We start from the raw sequence: 25749 nt of genomic DNA on the forward strand, positions 1-25749 counted from the left end.
GTATAGTTAGCAACCCATAACCACAAATGTCATGAAGCCACCTGAAACCAGTGCCAATTCTATATTAATGAGTCCCCGGGAATTATTAGACCGTTATGCGGCTGGAAAACGGGGTTTTATTGGTGTGAATTTACAATGTGCTGATTTAAGGGGGGCTGTATTAAAAGATATTTTACTTTGGCAAGCTAATCTCAAGTCCGCTAATTTAAGTGGGGCTGATTTAAGTAATGCCCATTTATTTGCTAACTTAATTCAAACGAATTTAAGTGGTGCTGACCTATCGAGTGCCAAATTGATTTATGCGGATTTAAGAAAAGCAGATTTAACCTGTGCTAAGTTGTTTAAAACTAATTTGAAAGGGGCTGATTTGAGGGGGGCGGATTTAAGGGGGGCTAAGTTGATTTATACTAATTTGGATGGAGCTAATTTAAAAGGGGCTAATTTAAAAGGGGTAATTTTATTTGCTGTTAATTTGAATCAAGCGAATTTAGTGGGAACTGATTTGAGCGAAACTACACTAATTAAAACTGATACTAGGTATACAATTTTATCGGAATCTGAGGAAAATCAAGATATAAAATATTAAAGTTGTGAAACTGTCCTAAATATCTGTTAAGTAGTTGCACAAAATAAATTACCTAGTTGAGAGAGGGAACAGCCCCCCAAACCCCCCGTGCACGGGGGGCTAGGGGGGGAGGGAACAGGGTAGAGGATGTGTAATTAATTTTGTTTAGGTACTTATAATATTTTTAAGTTTAAAATAGTTTCTAAGGTTAATTGTAGATTGGTTTTAAGTTGGTTTTGTGAATGGCGATCGCTTAAATAATCCAGATGTTTATGTTCTCCTGTGGAAATTTTAAATAAGCGGTTTTCCTGCTGTATTTTTGTAAAGAATGTAGGAATATTACCTCGATTTAGTAATAATATTTCAGCTAATTTAGAATAGTTACATTTTCATTGGGCAAACTCAAGAAACCCGGTTTTTTCCGAGGGACTTTTAGGGATTTCCATCAGCTTACCTGCCTAGCTCTACAAGAAGGAGAATGTCAATGCTAAGATTAAGGAATTGTTGAATTATGGATTTAGGCTCATTGCAGCTTAAACTATTGTGATAGGACAGGTCTATCTTGTTGATTCTATCAAGGGTAAAGAATTTGAGGGTGCAGCTATCTTACCCGAAGTCAAAAATTGAGTTCTACCAGCCATTAATCAACTATGTCAGGTGTACGAGTCGGGTTACTGCATTCTCTAAGTGGAGCGATGGCCTATAGGGAAAGACCATTGCTAGAAACTGAATTAATGACCATTGCCCAAATTAATGATCAGGGGGGGGTTTTAGGGCAAATCATTGAACCCGTTATTGAAGATGGTGCTTCAGACTGCTTCACCTTTGAACAAAAAGCCCAAAAATTAATTCAACAGGATGGTGTCACGACCCTTTTTGGCTGTTGGACGACCGCAAGTCGTCACGCCGTTAGACCGGTGCTTGAAGCCTTTAATGCTCAACTTTGGTATCCGGCTTCCTACGAAGGGTTAGAAAATTGTAGCCAAATTTTCTACACAGGATTTTGTGCGAATCAGCAAGTAGAATTAACTATTAATTGGTTATTGCGAAACCAGAAAACTCGATGTTATTTATTGGGTTGGGATCAGGTGTTTTCCTATACCCTAAATAAACTGATGAAAGTCCACCTCAAACATTATGGTGGGGAGGTAGTTGGAGAAGCATATCTTCCATCTTCAACAATGGATTTTGAAGCGATTATTACTCGGATTCGACAGGCACAACCGGATATTATTATTAATACTCTCAGAGGCGATCGCAATTTAAGTTTTTATCGCCAATTTTATGAAAGTGGAATTAGGGCTGCTGATTTACCAATTTTAGCCACATCCTTCTCCGAATCTGAAGCGCAAAAACTTCAAGAGGCTGCCGTTGGTCACTTCAGTTGTTTTCATTATTTTCAAAGTTTAAATACCCCAGAAAATCATCAATTTGTTCAAGTATTTAAACGCTTTTATGGAGAAGAACGGGTTATTAATAACTCTATGGCAACCGCCCATACTCAAATTCATCTCTGGAAACAAGCCGTTGAATTAGCTGAATCTTTTGATGTAGAACGGGTGAAAATTGCAGCCTATGGACAGTGTTTTGTGTCTCCTGGAGGGTTAGTCCGTTTAGAACCAAATCATCATGTTGCTAAGGTTTGTCGCATTGGTCAGGTATTACCAAATCAGCAATTTGAGGTTTTATATACCAGTGAAAAACTGATTAAACCTTTGCCTTGGTTGGGGTTTAATGAAGATAATTTTAATGCCTCTGGTATTGTTTTTGAGTTGTTATCTGAAGTGAGTCAAGGCATTGAAAGAGCCGAACAATTGGAACAAAAATCGATTGAACTGGAAGCAACAAAGGCACAACTCCAGCAGGAAATTGAAACTCGCAAACAGTTTGAATTAGCACTTCAAAAAGCTAATGAACAATTAGAAAAAAAGGTAGCAGAACGCACCGCTGCATTAAAAGAATCAAATGATAATTTAGTCCAAGAAATTGTCCAGCATCAACGATCAGAAAATGCTCTTCGCATGGCTACAGATCAACTACAAACGGTCTTAGAAGCAGTTCCGGGGACGGTTTCTTGGATTGACTCAGATTTGTGTTATATCGAAGTGAATCAACGATTAGCCAATATGCTTAACCTTCCTAGGGAGCGTTTTATCGGTCAACATATTGGATTTTTAGGAACCAGTTCGGAATTCCAAGATTTTGTTCAATATTTATTTGATAGTCCTGAAATTGACGCCTATCGAGAAGTCAGAAATCAGGTGAATGGGGAATGGCGACACTATTTAATTGTGGCCCAAAAATATAATTATAATCGAGCAGCTTTTGTAGTGGGAATTGATATCACCGAACGCAAACAAGCTGAAGAATCTTTAAGAAATGCTAAAAATCAATTGCAAACGGTCTTAGAAGCAGTTCCAGGGACGGTTTCTTGGATTGACTCAGATTTGTGTTATATCGAAGTGAATCAACGATTATCGAATATGCTGAACCTCCCCAGGGAGAGTTTTGTCGGTCAACATATTGGATTTTTAGGAACCAGTTCGGAATTCCAAGATTTTGTTCAATATTTATTTGATAGCCCTGAAATTGATGCCTATCGAGAAGTTAGAAATCAGGTGAATGGAGAATGGCGACACTATTTAATTGTGGCTCAAAAATATAATCATAATCAGGCGGCTTTTGTGGTCGGAATTGACATTACTGATCGCAAACAGGCTGAAGAATCTTTGAGAAATGCTAAGAATCAATTGCAAACAGTATTAGAAGCGGTTCCGGGGACAGTTTCTTGGATTAATTCAGACCTACGTTATATCGAAGTTAATCAACGGTTGGCAGATATGTTTGGGATGCCAAGGGAAACTTTTATTGATCAACATATTGGTTTTTTAGGCAATCATTCGGGGTTTACTCAATTCATCGAGGATTTATTTAATAGTTACGCTATTGATGCCTTTCAAGAAGTTTCATTTGTCCTGCATAACAAGTTACGATATTATTTAATTGTGGCTCAAAAATATAATGATAATCAAGCGGCCTTTGTGGTCGGAATTGATATTACAGAACGCCGGGAAGCTGAAGCAGCATTAAGATTAACCCAAGACCAATTAGAAGCGGTATTAGATGTGGTTCCAGGTACGGTTTCTTGGATTAGTTCGGATTTACGTTATTTGGGAGTCAATCGTTATTTGGCATCAACTTTTGACCTCCAACCTGAAGATTTTGTTAATCAAGATATTGGGTTTTTGAAAGCTAGTTTTGAGTTTAATGATTTTGTCCAAAACTTTTTTGATTATCCCGAAAAAGACTCCTATCAAGAAGTCATGTCTGTAATTCAAGGCAAACCTCGGAATTATTTAATTGTTGCCCATAAATATAATCAAAATCAAGCCGCTTTCTTTGTGGGAATTGATATTACCGAACGGAAACAAGCGGAAGAAGCATTAAAACAAGCTGAAGCTAACTATCGGAGTATTTTTGAGAATGCGGTTGAAGGCATATTTCAAACCACACCCACGGGGATTTATTTAAGTGCAAATCCAGCTTTAGCTCGAATTTACGGTTATCAATCTCCTGAAGAATTAATCCAGAATATAACCAATATTCAAGACCAACTCTATGTTCAACCCCAACGTCGCCAAGAGTTTGTTCAACGATTGGAAGAATTGGGTGCAATTGTCAGGTTTGAGTCTCAAATTCGACGCTTAGATGGACAGTTAACTTGGATTTCAGAAAATGCTTTTGCTGTCCGAGATGAAGCTGGAAACCTACTCCATTATGAAGGAACCGTTGAAGATATTAACGAGCGCAAACAAGCAGAAGCCGCCCTACAAAGGGCAATGGAACAGTTAGAAATTCGGGTAGAAGAACGCACTGCCGCCCTCCGAGAAGCCAATCATCAATTAGTTCGAGAAGTTGCCGAAAGAACCAGGATTGAAAATGCCTTACGAGAGTCGGAAGCTGAATTGAGAGCTTTATTTGCTGCGATGACAGATGTAATTACAGTGTTTGATACAGAAGGAAGATATAAAAAAATTGTCACCACAAATTCAGAGGTTTTATATAGTCCCACAGAAGAACTGCTTGGGAAAACTGTGTTTGAAGTTTTTCCAGCTAGTCATGCCACTTTATTTTATAATCAAATTCAAGAAGTATTAAACACAAATCAAACTTTAAATATTGAATATAGTTTAGTTGCTTCTGACTATCAACCCGGACATCATGGAACTAATTCATCTCCTTTGAATCCTGGAGATGAAGTTTGGTTTGCAGCAATGGTGTCTCCGATGCCGGATAATTGTGTAATTTGGGTAGCAAGAAATACAACGGAAAGACGCCGGGTTTTAGAAGCATTACAAGCAGAAAGAGAAAAATCGGAACGGTTATTACTGAATATTCTGCCTCCGTCCATTGCCGAACAACTTAAACAAAATCAGCATTCTATTGCCGAACGCTTTGAACAAGCTACGATTATGTTTGCAGATATTGTTGATTTTACCGGATTTTCTGCTCGCATTTCTCCCTCAGAATTAGTCAATTTCCTGAATCAAGTTTTCTCCGCTTTTGATGAATTAGCCGAAAAACATCATTTAGAAAAAATTAAAACCATTGGAGATTCCTACATGGTGGCGGGCGGTTTACCCACTCCTCGCCATGACCACGTGGAAGCGATGGCAGAAATGGCTTTAGATATGCAGGCAGAAATTCGCCGATTTCAAGGACAAATGGGTCAATCTTGTAATTTAAGAATTGGAATTAATACCGGGCCAGTGGTGGCGGGTGTAATTGGCACGAAAAAATTTATCTATGATTTATGGGGAGACGCCGTTAATATTGCTTCTCGGATGGAATCCCAAGGAGAAGTGGGTAAAATCCAAGTTACAGCCACTACTAAAAACCTTTTAAATGGTAAATATGACTTTGAAGAACGGGGTTTAATTGATGTTAAAGGTCGTGGAGAAATGCTCACCTATTGGTTAACTAAACGCCGATTGGTATAATAACATGAATGTTGGAATTAACCTCCTATTTCTTTAATCAATAGACATTTTTAGAAACTCTTATTGATTTCCACGTATAGAGCTATATTCCGCCTGAAATTTAATTGGTTGTTAAACTAAACGCTAACAGCCAATTAAGTCACGCAATTGTCGGAAATGTTTCCCTGCTATACTTATAGCCTAGTGGCAAAAAATGTCCACACAGTATTGATGGCTCTCACAAATTCTATGCAGAAACCCGATATTCCAGCTAATGAAAGCGATCGCTTAGTAGCACTAGATCGTTACAAGATTCTCGATACCTTGCCAGAGCAGGTGTACGACGATTTGACGCAACTAGCGGCGGATATATGCGGAACCCCGATCGCGCTCATCTCATTAGTTGACAAAGATCGCCAGTGGTTTAAGTCCCGCGTTGGCATTGACGCAACCGAAACACCTCGTGATATTTCTTTTTGTGGTCATGCAGTTGCGGAAGGTTCTATTTTAAATGTTCCTGATGCCAGCCTCGATCCTCGCTTTGCTGACAATCCACTGGTCGCACAATATCCGAATATTCGTTTTTATGCTGGAGTTCCTTTAATTACTGATGATAATTTTGCTTTAGGAACGCTATGTGTGATCGATCGCCAACCTCGCTATCTCACTGAGCAACAAATCAGTCAACTAGAAGCCTTGAGTCGGCTGGTCATCAGTCAATTTGAGCTAAGACTCAAGGAAGAGTCATTTCGGCTACTTAGCATCTGTGGTCGAATCCTCCGATGACGCAATTATCACTAAAACTATAGAGGGGATTATCACCAGTTGGAATCCTGCTGCTGAGAGATTATTTGGATATTCAGAGGCTGAAGCAATCGGGCAACCTATTTCTATGCTTTTTCCCCCTGACCGCTTGGATGAGGAACCTCAAATTTTCGCGCGTCTCATGCGAGGAGAACGGGTAGAACATTTTGAAACTGTCCGTATCAGCAAAGAAGGTAAAAGCATTGAGGTCTCGGCAACTATCTCTCTTTTAAAGAACGCCGCAGGAGAGGTGGTCGGGGTTTCTAAAATTTTGCGCGATATTAGCGATCGCAAACAGGCGGAAAAGTCTTTACAAGAGTCTCAACAGTTTATTCAAACAGTGATCGATACTGTGCCACTGCCATTGTTTTGGAAAGATCGATCATCGGTCTTTTTAGGATGCAATCAGCAATTTGTGCGAATCTTAGGTGCGCCATCATCAAAAGAGGTTGTTGGCAAGACTGATTTCGATTTGTTACCCACAGAAGAGGAGGCGAGCGCTTTTCAAGCCGACGATCGGGGCGTGATGGAATCTGGTCAAGCTAAACTGGGAATCGAAGAAATGTTGACTTTCGCTAATGGTGAACAAAGATGGCTAGAAACTCATAAAGCTCCTCTACGAGACTGGTCAGGTAATGTGATTGGGATGGTAGGGACGTTTCAAGATGTCACCGATCGCAAACAAGCTGAATTAGAACTACAAAAAAACACAGAGCGTTTAGTTTTTGCTCTTAAATCTGGAGCGATCGGTTGGTGGGAATGGGATCTGCAAAGCGATATTGCTGTTTGGGATGATCGGGTATACGAACTGTATGGAGTTTCCAACCAAACAAACCCTCAGCCTACTTACGAAATTTGGAAGAATGCGCTACATCCCCATGATGCTGAGGCTATTGAAGCAATAAATCGCAAAATTGCGGCGGGACAAATAGACGAATATGATACAGAGTTTCGAGTTGTGCATCCTGATGGCAGTATTCATTTCCTCAAAGCCTATGGAATGCTCAAACGCGATGCAGATGGTAAGCCTCAGAGCATTACTGGGATCAATTTTGATGTTAGCGATCGCAAAGAATTTGAAGTGCAATTACAGCAAACAACTGATCGCCTATCTTTAGCACTCAAGTCTGGGGCGATCGGCTGCTGGGAATGGGATATTCAACAGGATTTTCTGGTTTGGGATGATCGGATGTATGAACTGTATGGATACTTAAAAGAAAATTATTCCCATTTGCCTTATGAAATTTGGGCAAACGCAGTACATCCCGATGATCGTAACGCTACTGAAACTTTACTCCAGAAAGCCATTTTAGGACAAGCTGAATATGATTATGAGTTTCGAGTCATTCATCCCGATCGCAGCGTTCACTTCATTAAAGCCTATGGAAAGGTTAAACAAGATAGTCAAGGTAATGCTGAAAGTATGATTGGCATTAACTTTGATATTAGCGATCGCAAACAAGCCGAGCAAATTATTCTCCAACAAGCAAATCGAGAAACTCTATTGCGAGCAATTACTCAGCGTATCCGTCAATCCCTCGATCTCTCAATAATTTTTGATACCGCTTGTCAAGAAATTCAGCAATTACTGCAATCCGATCGCGTCGGTATTTTCAAATTCTATCCTGAATCCAATTTTGATGATGGTGAATTTGTCGCCGAATCCGTTGTCGATGGATTTACTTCAGCAATGGAAGTTCACATTCACGACCATTGCTTTGGCGAAGGCTATGCCGCCGCCTATGCCCAAGGTCGAATACAGGTCTTGAATGATATAGATAATGCTGGGCTGATGGACTGCCATCGTGATGTCTTGGCTGAATTTCAGGTGCGGGCAAATCTGGTGATTCCATTACTATGTGGCAACAACCTATGGGGCTTAGTGTGCATCCATCAATGCGCTCATACTCGCCAATGGCAAGAGCATGAGATTAATCTGATTCAACAAATTGCTAATCAATTAGCGATCGCTATTCAACAAGCCAGTCTCTATGAGCAACTTCAAGAGGAACTATTAATACGTCAGCAATCTCAATCGAAAATAGCGCAGCAATTGCGAGAACAGCAAACCTTAGCGACAATCACCAATAAAATTCGCGAATCACTTAGTATCAAAGAGATTCTGGCAGTGGTGACTCAACAGGTTAAAGATATGCTGTCTGGCGATCGCGCGATCATCTTTCAACTATTTGATAATGGTAACAGCCAAATTGTCGAAGAATCTGTACATAGTAACTTTCTCAATCTCAAAGCCCTTAATTGGGACAACGAAGTTTGGTCACAGGAAATTCTCGATTGCTATTGGCAAGGCAAGCCTCGCATTGTTCCCGATGTGATGAATGACATTTGGACAGAATGCCTAGTGGAATACTCGCTCAAAGGTCAGATCAAGTCCAAAATTGTCGCGCCAATTCTCCTAGAGTCGCACATTAGCGAAAATCATCGCTGGGTAGCAACGGACGGATATAAAAAGCTGTGGGGTGTTTTAGTAGTCCATGCCTGTGCAGAACAGCGAGAATGGCAAGATTCAGAAGCTCAACTGCTCCAACAAATTGCGAATCAATTAGCGATCGCTATTCAGCAAGCTAATCTATATGAGCAATCTCAACAAGAAATTGCGGAACGTAAACAAGCCGAGCAACAATTAACGGAAACCAACCAACAACTCGCCCGTGCAACCAGACTCAAAGACGAATTTCTCGCCAATATGAGCCACGAACTGCGGACACCGCTCAATTCGATTTTGGGAATGAATGAAGCTCTACAGGAAGAAGTATTTGGCGGTATTAATGAGCGTCAACTTAAAGCATTACAAACCATTGAGAGTAGCAGTAGGCATCTTTTAGCATTGATTAATGACATTCTCGATGTTGCCAAAATTGAGTCTGGACAAGTGACGCTAGAGCTAACAGCGACAGATATTGACAGCCTCTGCAAGTCGAGCCTAGCATTTATCAAACAGCAAGCATTAACAAAGCGAATTCAATTAATACCTAGAATTCCTAAGCATTTGCCAAAAATAATGCTAGATGAAAGGCGGATTCGACAAGTCTTAATCAATCTGCTCAATAATGCTGTTAAATTTACTCTGGAAGGAGGGACAATTACTTTAGAAGTATCGCAAGTTCAACTTGAAAGTAGTACAACTAATCCAACGCCCCTAAAATACTTAAAAATAGCCGTGATTGATACTGGAATAGGCATCTCAGCAGAGAACATCCAGAAACTGTTCCAGCCCTTTATCCAAATCGATAGTGCGCTGAACCGACAATATAATGGCACTGGATTGGGTTTGGCTTTAGTCAAAAGACTTGTTGAAATTCATGGAGGAACCGTAGAACTGACAAGTGAGTTGGGAGTCGGTAGTTGCTTTGCGATTAATCTTCCCATTAATATCGTCTCCCCAGCGATTGAAGAACAAACTGAGCAGGACTTGTCAGGACAGTCTCAGATAGGTCAAAGCCAAACTGAAGGACTAATTTCACCCTTAATTTTGCTGGCAGAAGATAACGAGGCTAATATTGCGACATTCTCCAGTTACCTCGAAGCTAAGGGCTACCGCATTTTATCAGCAACTGATGGACAACAGGCGATCGATCTTGTTAAAGCGGAGCATCCCGATTTGATTTTGATGGATATCCAGATGCCAGTTATGGATGGATTAGAGGCAATTAAACAAATTCGCCTCGATCCTAATCTGGCTGATATTCCAATTATTGCGCTGACGGCTCTAGCAATGGAAGGCGATCACGAAAGATGTCTGGCAGTAGGAGCTAATGAATATTTAAGCAAGCCTATTAAGCTAAAAGCATTAGCTGATACAATTCGGAATATTTTAAAAAATAGGAACTAAGATATATATAGTTGAGGCTTGCTAAAAAAAACTAAAATGATAAGTAGCTAGGCGCAATTAAATATAAATATAAAATCCCAAAAAACGCAATCGCTGGTTGCTCTGCTTCATTAATTAAAAGGAGTACAAAAAGAAATGGAAAAAACGGAAAAAGATTATCTAGCCCTACAAGAAAGTGATGAGAAGTTTCGGCTTGCCTTTGATAAGGCAAATATTGGTATGTGTTTAGTCGATCTTCAAGGCAATCTTTTTCAGGTTAACGAGAAGATAAGTGAAATATTTGGTTATAGCCAAGACGAATTGAAAGGTTTAAACGTTAGCGATTTGGCAATTGCAGAGGACAAACAGATTAGTCAAAAGTTTATACATGGGGCGGTAGTAGCGCATGACGATAGCGGGAGATTGGAAAAACGCTATCGTCATCGACTGGGGCATATCATTTATGGAGAAGTCTCGTCATCTTTGGTACGGGATACCGAGGGAAATCCTTTATATTTTATTTCCCAAGTGCAGGATATCTCTGAACGTAAACGATATGAAATTGATCTAGAGGAAGCTCGTAATGCTCTTGCAAAAGCCAATGCGGAATTAGAAGAAAGGGTGTCTGTAAGAACAGCAGAGTTGCAAAAGAGTGAAACGGCTCTACGTCAGAGTGAAATGCAATTTCGTCGTTATTTTGAACAGAATCTCATTGGGATGGCAATGACTTCTCCTAGTAAGGCTTGGATCAATGTGAACGACAAACTCTGTGAGATTTTAGGGTATTCTTTTGCCGAATTACAGGAATTATCTTGGGACAAAATTACCCATCCCGAAGATTTAGCTATAGATTTAGAGAAGTTTAATCTGGTAATCGATGGTCAAATTGAAGGTTATGAAATTGATAAACGCTTTATTCATAAAACTGGTCAAATAGTCTATACCAGTCTGGCTGTGCAATGTCATAGAAAACCTAATGGTAAGCTGGATTTCTTTATAGCGTTGATCCAAGATATTAGCGATCGCAAAAAAGCTGAAATCGCTTTACAAGAAAGCCAAGACTTTCTGCAAAAAGTGACCGATACTTCACCAAATATTATCTACATTTACGATCTCCAACAACAATGTAATATCTATGTGAACCGAGAGATAGCAACAATTCTGGGATATAGTCCTATAGAGATTCAGGCAATGGGGGCAAATTTTTTCTCAACGCTCATGCACCCCGATGATCTGCAAAATATGCCTGCTGAATATGCACGATTAGCAAGAGCATTAGATGGCGAAATTTATGATTGTGAATACCGCATGAGAAATACTCAAGGAGAATGGCGTTGGCTCTACAGTAGGCATTCCGTATTTAGTCGAGATCTAAAAGGTCAGGTAAAATGTACTGTTGGTTCTGCACAAGACATAACTGAGCGCAAACTAGCCGAAACCCAACTTCAACAAACCTACGCAGAACTGCTCCAAGCAACTCGTCTTAAGGACGAATTTTTAGCTACCATGAGTCATGAATTGCGAACTCCACTTAATGCCATCCTCGGAATGACTGAGCTTCTTCAGGAAGAGATCTATGGTTCCATCAATGAAGAACAGATGACGGCGCTACAAACTATTGAAAATAGTGGTTCCCACTTACTAGAATTAATTAATGATGTTCTAGATGTAGCCAAAATTGAATCGGGGCAAGTGCATTTGGAGATATCGAGTATTTCTATCGCGGCTCTCTGTGAATCAAGTCTCCTTTTTATCCAACAACAAGCTCGAAAAAAGAATATTCAAGTCCACAGGGTTCTACCGTCAAACCTACCGAATATCCATGTGGATGAACGCCGCATTCGTCAAGCCCTAATTAATCTTCTCAATAATGCTGTTAAATTTACTCTGGAAGGAGGGACAATCACTTTAGAAGTATCAGAAGTTCGCCTTGAAAGCAGTACAACCAATCTAACGCCCATAAATTACTTAAAGATAGCCGTGATTGATACGGGGATAGGCATCTCATCGGAGAACATCCCGAAACTGTTCCAACCCTTTATCCAAATCGATAGTGCGCTGAACCGTAAATATGATGGCATGGGATTGGGTTTGGCTTTAGTCAAAAGACTTGTAGAACTTCATGGAGGAACCGTAGAACTGACAAGTGAGTTGGGAGTCGGTAGTTGCTTTGCGATTAATCTTCCCATTAATTTCGGCGACCCATCAATCGAAGATCAAACTAACTCTGACTTGTCAGAACAAGATCAGATTGGTCAAAGCCAAACTGAAGGACTAATTTCACCCTTAATTTTGCTGGCAGAAGATAACGAGGCTAATATAATGAATATAAATACCGTTAATGATTTAGAGCTAGTTACTCTCACAAATTGCGATCGCGAACCGATACATATACCGCGATCGATACAGCCTCACGGGTTACTCATGGTACTCAGTGAAACTGATCTAAGCATCGTGCAGGTTAGTGCCAATAGCCTTGATATTTTGGGGGTTGAACCCTTAGATTTGCTCGATCGCCCATTAGCTGATTTTATTGGTAGCGATCGCATTACCGATATTGCTAATTGTTTAGAGCGTGATTTTGAGAATATTAATCCCTTAAGCATTAGCTTTGTTCGCGCAGGATCTGACACCTTAGACTTTAAGGGGATTGTCCATCGCGCTATCAGTGGCGAAATAGTTTTAGAGCTAGAGCCGATCTTAGATAATTCTAATAAGGACTTTTTCCATTTTTATCATCAAATCAAGAACACTCTTAGCAAAATTCAGGCGACCTCGGATCTGTCCAAACTGTGTAATGTAATCGTGCAGGAAATCAGCGAAATTACGGGCTTTGATCGCGTTATGATCTATCGTTTTAACGAAGGTGGGGATGGCAATATCATTGCTGAGATAAAACAGCCAGAACAAAAAGCATTTCTGGGATTACGCTATCCCGACTCTGATATTCCCAAACAAGCAAAACATCTCTACACGCTCAATTGGTTGCGCCTAATTCCAGACATGGATTACCAACCTTGTCAATTAGTAACAAGCCCCACAGCAAATCCAGAAGTGGAGATCCAGCCCCTTGACATGAGCTACTGCGGCTTGCGCTCCATATCGCCGCTCCATATTGAATATCTCAAAAATATGGAAGTTGCAGCATCGCTAACTATTTCCCTAATTCAGCAGCAAAAGCTATGGGGTTTGATTGCCTGTCATCACAATAGCCCCAAATTTATCCCCTACGAAGTACGGACTGTTTGCGAGTTTTTGGGACAGCTTATGTCTACGGAATTAGCTAATAAGGAAGCGAACGAAAATCTTGATTACAAATTGCAACTTAAAAATATTCAAAGTCAATTTGTCGAACGTCTCAGCAAAGCTAACGACTTTGTGAAAGAACTTACAGCCGATCCAGAAGCCTTATTAAAACTGACGGGCGCTGCGGGGGCGGCGATATGTGACAACGAAGAGATTACTTTGCTCGGTAAAACTCCGCAACTCGATCAATTAAAGCTGCTCTTGACTTGGATTCCGCCGCAATTTGATCAGGATATTTTTGTCACCGATGCTCTATCTCATTTGTATCCTGAAGCAGTAGCATATAAAGATGTCGCTGGTGGGCTGCTGGCAATGGCGATCTCCAAGATTCAACAGCGCTATGTGATATGGTTCCGTCCTGAGATCGCCCAAACTGTGACTTGGGCGGGAAATCCAGAGAAGCCGAAACGCATAGAAGAAGATGGCTCGGTGACAATATTTCCACGTCAGTCTTTTGAGGCGTGGCAAGAAATTGTGGATGGTCGCTCTCTGACTTGGCTGGATTGCGAAGTGGCGGGGGCACGTGAATTACGACAGGCGATCGTGGATATTGTGTTACGCCAAGCGGAAGATATTGCCCTAATCAATGTGGAATTAGAACGCAGCAATAGCGAGCTAGATGCCTTTGCCTACATTGCTTCCCATGATTTAAAGGAACCTCTACGGGGTATTCATAACTATGCAACTTTCTTGTTAGAAGATTACAGTGAGCTTCTTCAGGGTGATGGTGCTGACAAATTAAATACGCTAGTACGATTGACTAAAAGAATGGAGTCATTAATTGAATCCTTGCTGAAGTTTTCGCGTTTGGGCAGACAGGAATTGCAGATGTCGCCGATCGCTCTCGATCACTTGTTAGAGAATGTAACAGAGTTATTTGGCATGAATCCTCAATGGGAAAATTGCCAGATTCGGATGCCCCAATCATTGCCGACAGTGTTGGGCGATCGCATTTTGCTTGAAGAAGTCTTTACTAATCTAATTTCTAATGCCTTTAAATACAATGATCAATCTGAAAAATGGGCGGAAATTGGGTGGATTGAGACTAATGCACAGAACCCTGATTTTGTGACGATCTCTGTCCACGACAATGGCATCGGTATTCGTGAGAAACATTTAGACTCGGTGTTTCGGATCTTTAAACGTTTACATTCTCCTAACAAATACGGAGGCGGAACGGGTGCGGGGTTAACTATTGTCAAAAAAATTATTGAACGTCATGGCGGCACTATTCAAGTACAATCAATTTACGGGCAGGGAACTACATTTTTGTTTACTTTACCAATTAAAGTAAATATCTCTAGCCTAGAAACTGTTTAAGAATTGTCTATATCCCCCAACGATTCTAAACAATCATCAAATATACAAAGTAACTTATGCTAAAAATTTTGATTGTCGATGATGCTGAAAGCGATCGAGTTAGTTATGTGCGTTATTTACAATCAGACTCAGAACGCCCTTATTGCATTATTGAAGCCGAGACGTTAGAAGAAGGGCTGGAATTATGGCGATCGCAGCAGCCAGATGTTGTATTACTAGATATCAACTTGCCCGATGGCGATGGCTTGGAATTTTTAGAAGAAATTGGTATTGAGTCGCCAACAAACAAACTACCCGTGATCATGTTAACGGGAGAAGGAGATGAGCGCATAGCGGTACGCGCCATGAAATTGGGAGCGATGGACTATGTGGTAAAAGGAGATGTGACTGCGAAATCGCTTTTAACCTTTATCGCTCAGGTACATGAAAATAATTTACTCCTTAAACAACTAAGGCGATCGCAACTACAGCAAACAGTAATTGCCTCAATGGCGCTACATATTCGTAGATCTCACACATTTGAGGATGTCTCCAATACGATTGTCCAAGAAATACGCAGCTTTTTAGTTGCTGATCGGGTGATCATTTACCGATTTAATCCCGATATGAGTGGGGAAATTGTTGCTGAATCGGTCATTTCACCTTGGGATTCATCCTTGAATGCTCAAATCGAAGATACTTGCTTTCAGGGAAATCTCGGCGGGGAATATCAAAAGGGTAAAGTCTTTGCGGCGCATGATATTTATGAGGCTAACCTGACGGAATGCCATATTCAACTCCTTGAAAGATTTCAGGTAAAGGCAAATCTCGTCGCCCCCATCTTGCTTAATGGCATGAATACCCTGTGGGGCTTGCTGATTGTGCATCAATGTGATGCTCCCCGCCAATGGCATGAAGAAGATATTCAGTTATTGCAGCAGCTATCCATACATTTAGCGATCTCTTTATATCAAGCTGAACTCTATCAAAATCTGGAAAGCCTGAATGCCTCTCTGGAGGAAAAGGTACAGGAACGGACACAAGAAATACAACTGCAAGCGCAAATGCTAGAGCAGATTAATGATGCTGTCATTTCGACGGCGATGGATGGCACGATCCTCACTTGGAACATTGGATCGGAGAAACTCTATGGATACGAGTCTCATGAAGCGATCGGGCAGAATATTAGTATGCTTTATCTAACTGAAGATTTGCCTCTCCTACAATCCTCAGTCTTGATACCGCTATTAGAAAAAGGAACTCATGAAGTTGAGCTACGGAATCGGACAAAATCAGGAAATATTCTTTATATCAACTTACGTCTTTCCCTCGTTCGGGATGAAATGGAAAATCCCATTCGCGTGATTGGTTGCTCTAATGATATTAGCGATCGCAAACAAGCTGAACTCGAACTAAGAAGGAGTGAAGGTCGTTTTCGTCAGTTGTTTGAATCTGATGTAGTTGGTACACTCTCTGCTGATTTGCAGGGGCAAATTACTGATGCCAATGATCTTTTTCTAGATATGCTTGGATATACTCGACAGGAGCTTGAGTCGGGTTTAATCCGTTGGAACGAAATCACACCGCCCGAATATGTTGCCGCCGATTTTTATGCGATGTCACATTTATTGGAGTATGGCACGATCACTCCTTGGGAAAAACAATATTCTCGTAAAGATGGTAGTCGAGTTTCTGTACTAATAGGTGCGGTACTTCTTACAGACTCTGACGATCAAACCATTTGTATTGCCGTAGATATTAGCGATCGCAAACGCGCTGAACAAAAACTTCAGCAACTCAATCAAGAGCTAGAAACTAAGGTTGCCGAACGCACTCAAGAACTAGCACAGGTTAACAGTCTCCAAAGTGCCATCTTAGGAAGTACCAGTTACTCGATCATTTCCACCGACTTAAATGGCATTATTCAGACCTGTAATCCTTCAGTTGAAAGGATGCTCGGTTACAGTCCCTCAGAACTGATTGGCAATACGCCTGAGATTATTCACGATCGCCAAGAGGTAATTGACAGAGCCGCAGAGCTAACTGAGGAACTAAAGCAGGATATTCCTGTTGGTTTTGAAGTGTTTATTGCCAAATCCCGTCGAAATCTTGTTAACGAACAAGAATGGACTTATATCCGCAAAGATGGTTCTCGCTTTCCCGTTTCGCTATCTGTCACAGCACTTAAGGATGACAACGATCAAATTATTGGTTTCTTAGGCATTGCAAATGATATTAGCGATCGCAAAGAAGCGGAAATTGCCTTAATTGAGAGCGAAACGAAATTCCGTCGTTTGGTAGAAGGTATTAACGACTTAATTTGGTCAACTGATAAAAATGGTGCATTCTCCTATCTATCACCTCAATTTCAAACTCTCTTTGGCTTAGAAGTCAATGAATGGATTGGCAAAAAATTTACCGATCTAGTCCATCCAGATGACCTTGATGGGTTAATCAGTGCATACAAACAGTCTATTCGCTCTCAGCAAAAGACTAGCAATATTGAATTCCGTCATCTCCATCAAAATGGTGACTATATTTGGGTGAGTATCAATACCACACCGATTATTAATTCTGAAGGTATCGTCATTGGTGGTCATGGAATTTTGGCAGATATTAGCGATCGCAAACAAGCCGAAGTACAGCTACAGAAAATTAACGAAGAACTCCTTCGCGCCACTAAACTCAAGGATGAATTTCTTGCCAACATGAGCCACGAACTCCGCACGCCGCTAAATTCAATCTTAGGGATGTCAGAATCTCTTAAAGACGAGATTTTGGGATCGCTAAACGAAAAGCAATTAAAGGCGATCGGTATAGTCGAATCAAGCGGCGAACATCTTCTATCCCTAATTAATGACATTCTCGATCTATCAAAAATCTCATCAGGGATGATGGAATTAAATACTGAATCAGTCTCAGTCAAAAATCTCTGTGATTCTAGTCTGGTCTTTGTGAGACAGCAAGCATTTCAAAAGAAAGTGCAACTCAACAGCAACATTCCTAAGAATATCAACAAGATTAATGTCGAAGAGCGTCGCATCAGACAGGTTTTAATCAATCTGCTCACTAATGCTGTCAAATTTACTCCCAGCGAAGGGCAAGTAAATCTTCTCGTTGCAGTTGGTGGCGGCGATACATGGCAAGGAGAGGCAACAATCCCCCAGTACATCAAACTGATGAATTCACCGATGATCGTATTTCAAATCGTAGATACTGGCATTGGCATTGCTCCCAAAGATTTGCAACGCCTCTTCCAACCCTTCGTGCAAGTTAGCAGCAGTCTCAATCGTCAATACGAAGGCACGGGCTTAGGGTTAGCCCTAGTCAAGCAGATTGTCGAACTACATGGCGGTCAGGTCATGGCTGAGAGTAAAATCGGCAAAGGTAGCTCTTTCTCGGTTGCCCTACCCTATGATATATCCCAGTCTAGCGCTCCAGAATCCACAACAGTTTCGACTACTTTAGAGCCCACATTCCGCAGATATTTAAGCCAATTGAATTGCCAATTAAATTGGAATAAATAAAAGCCCAAATCATTATATGGCAATCATTTGGGCTATTTTCAATGTAGAATAATAATTAGAGTAGCTGAACAAATAAAAATATGAAAAACCCCCTAGAAGCGATAGAAATCGTGAATTTAGACCATTTAGGAATAGTAGCAGGCGTAATAGATGAGATGGAATTAGTAGAAGAAGTGAATAAAAAAGTGGGATTAAGAGGAAAAGAAGCCATAAGCCCAGGACAGGTAATGAAAGCAATGATTTTGAATGGATTAGGGTTTTTGAGCGCGCCGCTGTACCTATTCGAGAACTTTTTCGTAGGGAAAGCAACAGAACATTTAATAGGAGAAGGAGTAATAGCAGAGCAACTAAATGATGACAGAATCGGGAGAGCATTAGATAAATATTATGAAGTAGGAACAACAAATCTATTCACAGCAATAGCCCTAAAAGCCGCCCAAAAATTCCAAGTAGAAAAGGAAAGCGTACACCTAGATAGCAGTTCGATATCAGTAGAGGGAGAATACAAAAGTAAAGAAGAAGAAAATCAGGAAATAGAAGAAGAAATGAAAGCCATAAAAATAGTGCATGGATACTCAAGAGATAAAAGACCAGATCTGAAACAATTTATAATAGATATGGTAGTAAGCGGAGACGGAGATGTGCCATTATATCTAAAAATAGATGACGGAAACGCCGATGATAAAAGCGTATTTGTAGAAAGACTAAAAGAATTTAAAAAGCAATGGACATTTGAAGGAATATGTGTAGCAGACAGTGCATTATACACAGCAGAGAATATAGGAGCAATGGCAGGAATGAAATGGATAACAAGAGTACCATTAAGTATAAAAGAAGCGCAAAATAAGATTGTAGAGATAGAAGAGGAAGAATGGGAGCAGAGTCAAATAAAAGGATATAGAATAGCAACGAAATCAAGTGAGTACGCAAACATAAAACAAAGATGGTTAGTAGTAGAAAGTGAAGCCAGGAAAAAAGCAGCCCTAAAAAAAATATCAGAGCAAGTAGAAAAACAGTTAGAGAACGCCAAAGCATCACTGCGGAAGCTATTGAAACAAGAGTATGCTTGCATAGCGGATGCAGAGATTGGGATAAAAATGTTATCAGATTCGTGGAAATATCACGAAATAAAAGAAATAAAATGCACAGAAAAAGCCAGTAAAAAAAGCCAAAGTAAAACAGAAAAAGGGAATCAAGAAAAGACAATAGTTTATCAAGTAACAGGAGAGATAGAACCTAGAGAATCAGTGATAGAAGCGGAAAAAATCAAAGCCGGAAGATTTATATTAGCGACAAATATATTAGACAAGAAAGAGGTGAGTAATGAAAAGCTATTAGCCGAATACAAAGCGCAGCAAAGTAACGAGAGAGGATTTAGATTTTTAAAAGATCCGTTATTTTTCACAGCAAGTGTATTCGTGAAAAAACCAGAGAGAGTGGAAGCAATAGCGATGATAATGGGATTGTGCTTGTTAGTGTATAACCTAGCTCAAAGAAAATTGAGAAAACAATTAGAAACAGCCCAAGAAGGGGTAAGAAATCAGGTCAAGAAATTAACGAATAAACCGACGATGCGGTGGATATTTCAAATGTTCCAAGCGGTGCATTTAGTCAGGATAAATGGAGAAAACCAAGTGAGTAACTTAACCCAAGAACGTCAAGAAATATTGCAGCATTTAGGGAAAGATTGCTGTCAATACTATTTAATGATTCCTGGGGGATAAAGATTAAAAGAAAGGGGGAAATAGTTGTAAAAAATCTAAGTTATGAGTCAAGATGAGAACTCTTGGCTGAAAAGAATTTGGTGATAAAATACAAATATATTAAAAAAATGGAGTTCTATTTCTATTAAAAAATAGTAATTATTTATGTTTAGTTAAATAGCGGTAAACTAGCTATATAATTTGATAGTAAAGCCTCGGAAGTTCACCGAAAAATTGGAATAGGTTTCTATTTTTTAGAATTAGTGGAAAATTTGACCCCTATCTGCGGAATGTGGGCTTTAATCCATCCCGTGCGATCTCTATCAGTCAAAACCCGCACTTTTTGCCATTGTTTATCATCACTTTCTCCCAAAACAACCACTTTTTCTTGATAGGCAATGCCACCAATTCGGTTAGCCTCGGTACTGGGAGTATCGCGTAAAATCAAACCGATAGGCTGGGTCACAATTGCCTGATAAGCACCAGGTTCAAGTTTTTCTGCTTCTGGAGTTGGGATCGGGGTTGGCGTGACCGCGGCTTGGGGAGTAACTGGCTTTGCTGCTATTTTTGTTTGGGGGTTATCATTAGGAAAGGTCGGACGTTCTGGAAGTTCTGATAAACGGGCTGCAAAATATAAGGCGGTAGCGACCGTTGCACCCGCTAAAATTAAAATTGCCAGAAAAAAACCCACAATAAATTTAAAAACACCATAAAGATTCATAGTTTTGGGAATAGTTCTATACATAGGTTTTAAACCCCGATCTAAAGATACCTATAATACCATCAACCGGATAGGCGACGATTTAAACTACTCTGTCGAGAAGCTAAACGAGCTTTCCCCGCAGCAGCCCAATTTTGCAGAAACTCAATTTGCTCCTTCGCTGTTCTGGCTAAGGGGACAATTTGACTCGCCGCTTCTAAAATATCATCGGTGACGAAATCTCGGTTTTGACTAAAGCCAATGTGCATCGCTTCAATTAAAGTCTGTTCAATTTCCGCCCCAGAAAAATCCGGGGTTTCATAGGCTAATCGTTCTATATCATAGTTTCTAATATTTTGGGGACGTAGTTTGGATAAATGAACTTCAAAAATGGCTTTTCGTTCTTCTTGATAGGGTAATCCCACAAAGAAAATTTCATCAAATCGCCCCTTTCTTAACATTTCCGGGGGCAAAGATTGAATATTATTGGCCGTTGCGACCACAAAAACCGGGGAGGTTTTTTCGGCTAACCAAGTAATAAATGTCCCAAATACCCGATTACTGGTTCCTGAATCTCCTCTACCATCTAATCCCGAAAAGGCTTTATCAATTTCATCAATCCATAACACACAAGGCGCTAGGGCTTCTGCTAATTGAATCATTTGTCGGGTGCGAGATTCCGATTCTCCAACCAGTCCCGCAAATAAACGCCCCACATCTAATCTTAATAATGGTAAATGCCAATGATGGGCGATCGCTTTTGCCGTTAAGGATTTTCCCGTTCCTTGAATTCCTACTAATAATAACCCTCTGGGATAGGGTAAACCATATTGTCTCGCCCGTTCTGAAAAGGCACTTCCCCGGAGTAATAACCAATCTTTTAAATTATCTAATCCCCCAATATCCGAGATATTTTCCTGGGCAGAATAGAAGTCTAAAATTTGAGTTTGACGAATGGTTTGGCGTTTTTCTTCTAATATTAATTCAATATCATCAGCCTGTAATTCTCCATGGGTAGCGATCGCCTTTGCCAAAATTCGGCGAATCCTTTCCATCGAAAGTCCTTGACAGGAACGCACCATTTCATCTAATAAACGAGGATCTAAAGGCTGTCCTGTTGTAATTAATAATCGTTCAACTTCCGTCTTAATTTCTATTAGATTGGGTAAGGGAAATTCTAAAACCGTTAACACTTCACTCAAGTCAGAGGGAATCGCAATTTGGGGAGAAATAATTACTAAATTCTTAGGTTGAGACTTTAATTTTTTGGCTAAATTTCTTAATTTCCGCGAAATTGAAATATCTTCTAAAAATCTATGAAAGTCCCTTAAAATAAAGACAGCAGGCATCGCCTCTGGTAATTTTTCTACGAATTCTAAGGCTTGTAACGGATTCCGTTTTCCGGCGCCTAAATCATTAGGATTTCCCTGCTGATATCCTTCCACAAAATCCCAGACATAAACCCCACGGTTGCCCTGATCTTTTGCCGCTTGTTTAATTACAGTTTCGACTCGTTCTTCTTCTAAGGTCGGAATATAGATAATAGCGTAGCGCGATCGCAATAATAACTTCAATTCCTCATTGAATTTACTCATAGAAAGTGGGAGCAGGGGGAGGTAGGGGGGCAGGGGGAGCGTCCTCGCTCGCTGACTATCAAATGTTAACTATCAACACCTCTTAATTATTGTAGATTTTGCTTCAAAGATTGTAATGAAGCCCAACGTTGATCAACAATAGGCCGGGATTCGGTTGATATTGGTTGGGGAAGTTCACAGGGCCCCTCACAGAGTTGGCGTAGGGGTAGGGCTAAACACAATTGTTGATAGAGCCAATCCCCAAGTAAAAAATGACCTTGGGGATGCAGACTTTCCACAGGTTCATCTAAAGAAATTTCTACTTCAGCTTTAGAAGCATCGACTTTATCTACCGAAGCCATCAACCAAATTAATTCAGAAGTATCGACCTTTAACCGATGGTTATATTGTTTTAAACATCGGTCACAGGTCAGGGTAACAATAGTTTCCGCCTGAACCACCGCCTCGATATAAGTGGTTTTATGACTGACCCGCATCCGACCTCGAACCGGAGTTAGAGTTTCTAAGTCGGGGAAAAACTCTTGAAACTCAAATTCTAAAGATCGGTTTTGTGTCCTAAGTAAATCTGGGATATAGATGGAGTCCATAATTATTTTCCCACCTGCCAAAAATAAGCAAGGCTAAACAAAGTTTTCGGTGTCTAGCCTTTTATTTTAACCACCAAACGACGATCGGGTTCCTGTCCCCGACTATAGGTTTCTAAATCATCGCTTTCTTCGAGAAAAGAATGAATCAGACGTCTTTCTGCCGAAGACAGGGATTTAATTTCCACCTCTCCCCCGGTCTCTCGGACACGACTGGCCGCATGGTCAGCTAAAGCCCGCAATTCCAAATGACGTTGAGTTCGATATCCGTTGAGTTCTACGGTGTAAGAGGTGCGCTCCTCGTCGTCTTTGCCCAGGTTATGAATGGCGTTGAGTAAATATTGAATCGCATCTAAAACTTCCCCGTCCTGACCGATTAAAGTTGCCACCTGTTCGGGGGTGAGATTAACTTGATCAATGGTTAACCAACAGGAATCCGCTTCTAAACTAGGTTTTACCTGGGAGGGAACTGCCCCTAATTTGAGCAATTCCTCCAACCATTCTTGGCCCTGTTGTATATCGCTATTATTCATTTCTACGACTGCGCCTTTTTCTTAGAACGTCCCGGCTCAAAGGGTAATGCTTCTCTTTCCCCATCAACCGTTGCTAATTTAGCGGTTTTACTGGATTCTTCCACAATTTTTTGCAAGTGTTCGGGTAGAGGTTCCCGGGACAAAATAAATGCTTGAACCGTTTGGAAGATATTCGCAATCAGCATATACAGCAACACACCCGCCGGAAGGGGGAAGAAGAAAAACATCCCACTGAACAGCACAGGTGTAATTTTATTAATCGTATCTTGCTGAGGATTACCACTACTCGAACCTTGTCCCGATAAGACTTGGTTGAGATATAAAGATACCCCAAAAGCCAGAATCATCCCGACAATATCCCAGTGAATCGTACCATCGGGATCAACGGCCCCGACTCGACCCAAAGCATCAATAAACAGAAATCCTTTATCCGAAGCTAATCCCCTCAGACCCACTTGAATCGTGGCATCTCCAGGTGCTAAGGCCAGGATTTGACCGTTTTCACCGACTTGGATCTTATCTTCCCCTTTCAGAATTTTCCAGGTGGGGATTAGGTTTACTTCGGGATATTTTTCCAATTCCGATTTTAAGGGTTTACCGTCAACGGTTTGGAGTTCTACCTTTACCTTTTCATTCAGCCCTAAACGATTACCACCGGGAATCATCGCGACAACGGAGGTGTGAATTCCATCGGCGAAATAATAGTTTTGAGCTTTAGTAGCGTAGGCTTGGGGCTGAACCTGTTCAATTTGTGCTTGGGGTAAAATCTGTAGGTCTATGCTGTAGTTGACATCAGAAAAGGGTGAACCCCGCAAAGTAGCAAACAGAGCAAAAAGAATCGGCATTTGAATCAGAAGCGGGAAACATCCAGCTAAGGGATTTCCCAGTTCTTTGTAGACTCTGCTCATTTCTTCCCGTTGTTTCACCGGGTCATCTTTATGCTGTTGTTGGATTTGATCAACCCGTTCTTTCATCAACGGTTGGGTGACTTTCATTCGCCGCATATTGCGAATTGAACCCGCATTCAAGGGGTAAAGCGCGAAGCGAACCACTAAGGTTAACGCTACAATTGCTAAACCATAACTAGGCACGATCCCGTAGAAAAAATCTAGGATCGGCAACATCAAATTATTGGAAAGAAACCCGATACCAAAGTCCATTCTTTTGAGTTTATTGAACTGCTTGCGTAAAATATATATAATTTTAAGAACCATTAGCCGACGCTGGATTCGTGGGTTGGCGACAACCCATACCATCCGTCAGGCTTCAGGCTCAACACCGAAAAAACTGCATCCTTTTCCCAGATTATCGGCTGGTTATCGCACTGGCTTTTTGAGCCTGGGGTGAGATTTTATCGAGGATAAAGTCGTAGGCTTCTCGAAATCGAGGAATAGCCCGCAGTTCCAGACGAGAACCATTTTTCAGGGTGACAACCATATCCCCCCAAGTCCCGAGTCCTCTGGGAACCTTCACGATTTTGATAATTTCTGAATAGACAATATCGGTACGATCCTGTCCCATCCATCCACCGATCACAGATATCCGGCGGTTCGTGATCCGATAGCGCAGCCATAATGCCCGCACAATTGCCCCAATCGCCAGAGGGATACCAATAACCGTCAGTCCTATTAATAGATTGATAATCAGGTCGCCGATCGCCGGGCCTCCCTCATAAAAACTTTCCTCCCGTATACCCATTTAAAACCTCTGCTTCTACCAACAACTTTTCTAATTCTTGCAGAATTTCTGAATAATTGCACTGATCGGCCGTTGGTTTAACAACGATCACAACGTCCCAACCCGGTGATATCAAGGGTAAAAACTGATGCCAAACTGCTCTAATTTGACGTTTGATCCGATTCCGAACCACAGCCCGTTTACTCACTTTTTGACTGATGGAAATCCCCATCCTAGTCGGCTGAACACAGGACGAGTCGCTTAAATTCCGTTCTGTTCTATGGGGTTGACCTCGTAAGGCCCTCAAGGTTAAATGAGGGGTTTTGCGATGCAGTCCTTTGCTATAGACGGCTTTGAAGTCTTTGGGATGCCGGAGTCGATTGATTTTCGGTAACATTAATTAGGTACTGCTACCCACAAATTCAAAATTCCCTTTAGCTTGATCATCAGGATGGCAATGAGTTCGTGGGAATAGCAATAGGTTTTCTTGAATTGGGATCAAGGATTTAAAACGTTAAACGCGCCCGTCCTTTCTTGCGACGAGCTTTGATAACTGCTTGACCGTTTTTTGTCCGCATTCGTACTCTGAAGCCAGAAACTCTTTTCTTTTTGCGGTTCGTTCCTTGCAGGGTTTGTTGAGCCATT

At 40.9% G+C, this 25749-nt stretch carries 15 protein-coding genes and 1 pseudogene; 8 read left to right on the forward strand and 8 right to left on the reverse strand.

Annotated features, from left to right (window positions below):
• Positions 1-31 precede the first annotated feature (31 nt).
• The 8 genes and pseudogenes from NMG86_RS15370 to NMG86_RS15405 all read left to right on the forward strand — a co-directional run bounded on the left by NMG86_RS15370 (position 32) and on the right by NMG86_RS15405 (position 20036).
• A complete protein-coding gene (locus tag NMG86_RS15370; protein WP_036832156.1) occupies positions 32-586 on the forward strand; it encodes a pentapeptide repeat-containing protein in 555 nt (184 codons plus the stop codon).
• Between the two features lie 629 nt (positions 587-1215).
• Positions 1216-2289, forward strand: a pseudogene (locus tag NMG86_RS15375) (urea ABC transporter substrate-binding protein); the annotation flags it as partial.
• Positions 2290-2586: 297 nt separating this feature from the next.
• The gene (locus NMG86_RS15380; protein WP_479687575.1) at positions 2587-5565 is read left to right on the forward strand and encodes an adenylate/guanylate cyclase domain-containing protein; all 2979 of its coding nucleotides are present in this window, start codon (positions 2587-2589) and stop codon (positions 5563-5565) included.
• A 228-nt stretch (positions 5566-5793) separates the two neighbouring features.
• Positions 5794-6330, forward strand: coding sequence for a GAF domain-containing protein (locus NMG86_RS15385; protein WP_052345025.1), 537 nt, complete (start codon positions 5794-5796; stop codon positions 6328-6330).
• The gene (locus NMG86_RS15390) at positions 6311-10201 is read left to right on the forward strand and encodes a hybrid sensor histidine kinase/response regulator (RefSeq protein ID WP_052338748.1); all 3891 of its coding nucleotides are present in this window, start codon (positions 6311-6313) and stop codon (positions 10199-10201) included. Before NMG86_RS15385 ends, NMG86_RS15390 begins: the two co-directional genes overlap by 20 nt.
• Before the next feature lie 135 nt (positions 10202-10336).
• Positions 10337-14806, forward strand: a complete 4470-nt coding sequence (locus tag NMG86_RS15395; protein ID WP_081694486.1) for a PAS domain S-box protein — start codon at positions 10337-10339, stop codon at positions 14804-14806.
• 56 nt (positions 14807-14862) lie between these two features.
• Positions 14863-18312 carry a PAS domain S-box protein gene (locus tag NMG86_RS15400; RefSeq protein ID WP_087882150.1) on the forward strand — a complete coding sequence of 1150 codons (3450 nt, stop codon included), beginning with the start codon at positions 14863-14865 and terminating at the stop codon, positions 18310-18312.
• An 80-nt stretch (positions 18313-18392) separates the two neighbouring features.
• Positions 18393-20036, forward strand: a complete 1644-nt coding sequence (locus NMG86_RS15405; protein ID WP_026796751.1) for an IS1634 family transposase — start codon at positions 18393-18395, stop codon at positions 20034-20036.
• 226 nt (positions 20037-20262) lie between these two features.
• Here NMG86_RS15405 and NMG86_RS15410 read toward each other — a convergent pair whose 3' ends face one another.
• From NMG86_RS15410 to rpmH, 8 genes are all read right to left on the reverse strand, one after another.
• On the reverse strand, positions 20263-20760 hold the full coding sequence (locus NMG86_RS15410) for an SH3 domain-containing protein (RefSeq protein ID WP_499103713.1): 498 nt from the start codon (positions 20758-20760) through the stop codon (positions 20263-20265).
• 38 nt (positions 20761-20798) lie between these two features.
• Positions 20799-22310 carry a Ycf46 family AAA ATPase gene (locus tag NMG86_RS15415; RefSeq protein WP_026797997.1) on the reverse strand — a complete coding sequence of 504 codons (1512 nt, stop codon included), beginning with the start codon at positions 22308-22310 and terminating at the stop codon, positions 20799-20801.
• Between the two features lie 86 nt (positions 22311-22396).
• A complete protein-coding gene (locus tag NMG86_RS15420; RefSeq protein WP_026786222.1) occupies positions 22397-22897 on the reverse strand; it encodes a YceD family protein in 501 nt (166 codons plus the stop codon).
• 53 nt (positions 22898-22950) lie between these two features.
• Entirely contained in the window at positions 22951-23427 is a 477-nt protein-coding gene (locus NMG86_RS15425) for a Jag family protein (protein ID WP_026786221.1), read from the reverse strand.
• A gap of 2 nt (positions 23428-23429) precedes the next feature.
• Positions 23430-24587 carry a membrane protein insertase YidC gene (gene yidC, locus NMG86_RS15430; RefSeq protein WP_026797998.1) on the reverse strand — a complete coding sequence of 386 codons (1158 nt, stop codon included), beginning with the start codon at positions 24585-24587 and terminating at the stop codon, positions 23430-23432.
• Positions 24588-24732: 145 nt separating this feature from the next.
• Positions 24733-25125 (reverse strand): PH domain-containing protein, encoded by a 393-nt coding sequence (locus NMG86_RS15435; RefSeq protein ID WP_026786219.1) that lies wholly within the window; start codon positions 25123-25125, stop codon positions 24733-24735.
• Complete coding sequence (rnpA, locus tag NMG86_RS15440) at positions 25097-25501, reverse strand: ribonuclease P protein component (RefSeq protein ID WP_026786218.1); 405 nt, start codon at positions 25499-25501, stop codon at positions 25097-25099. Before rnpA ends, NMG86_RS15435 begins: the two co-directional genes overlap by 29 nt.
• 109 nt (positions 25502-25610) lie before the next feature.
• On the reverse strand, positions 25611-25748 hold the full coding sequence (gene rpmH, locus NMG86_RS15445; RefSeq protein WP_071783091.1) for a 50S ribosomal protein L34: 138 nt from the start codon (positions 25746-25748) through the stop codon (positions 25611-25613).
• Position 25749 lies beyond the last annotated feature (1 nt).

Source organism: Planktothrix rubescens CCAP 1459/22, from assembly GCA_904830895.1.
Lineage (GTDB): Bacteria > Cyanobacteriota > Cyanobacteriia > Cyanobacteriales > Microcoleaceae > Planktothrix > Planktothrix agardhii.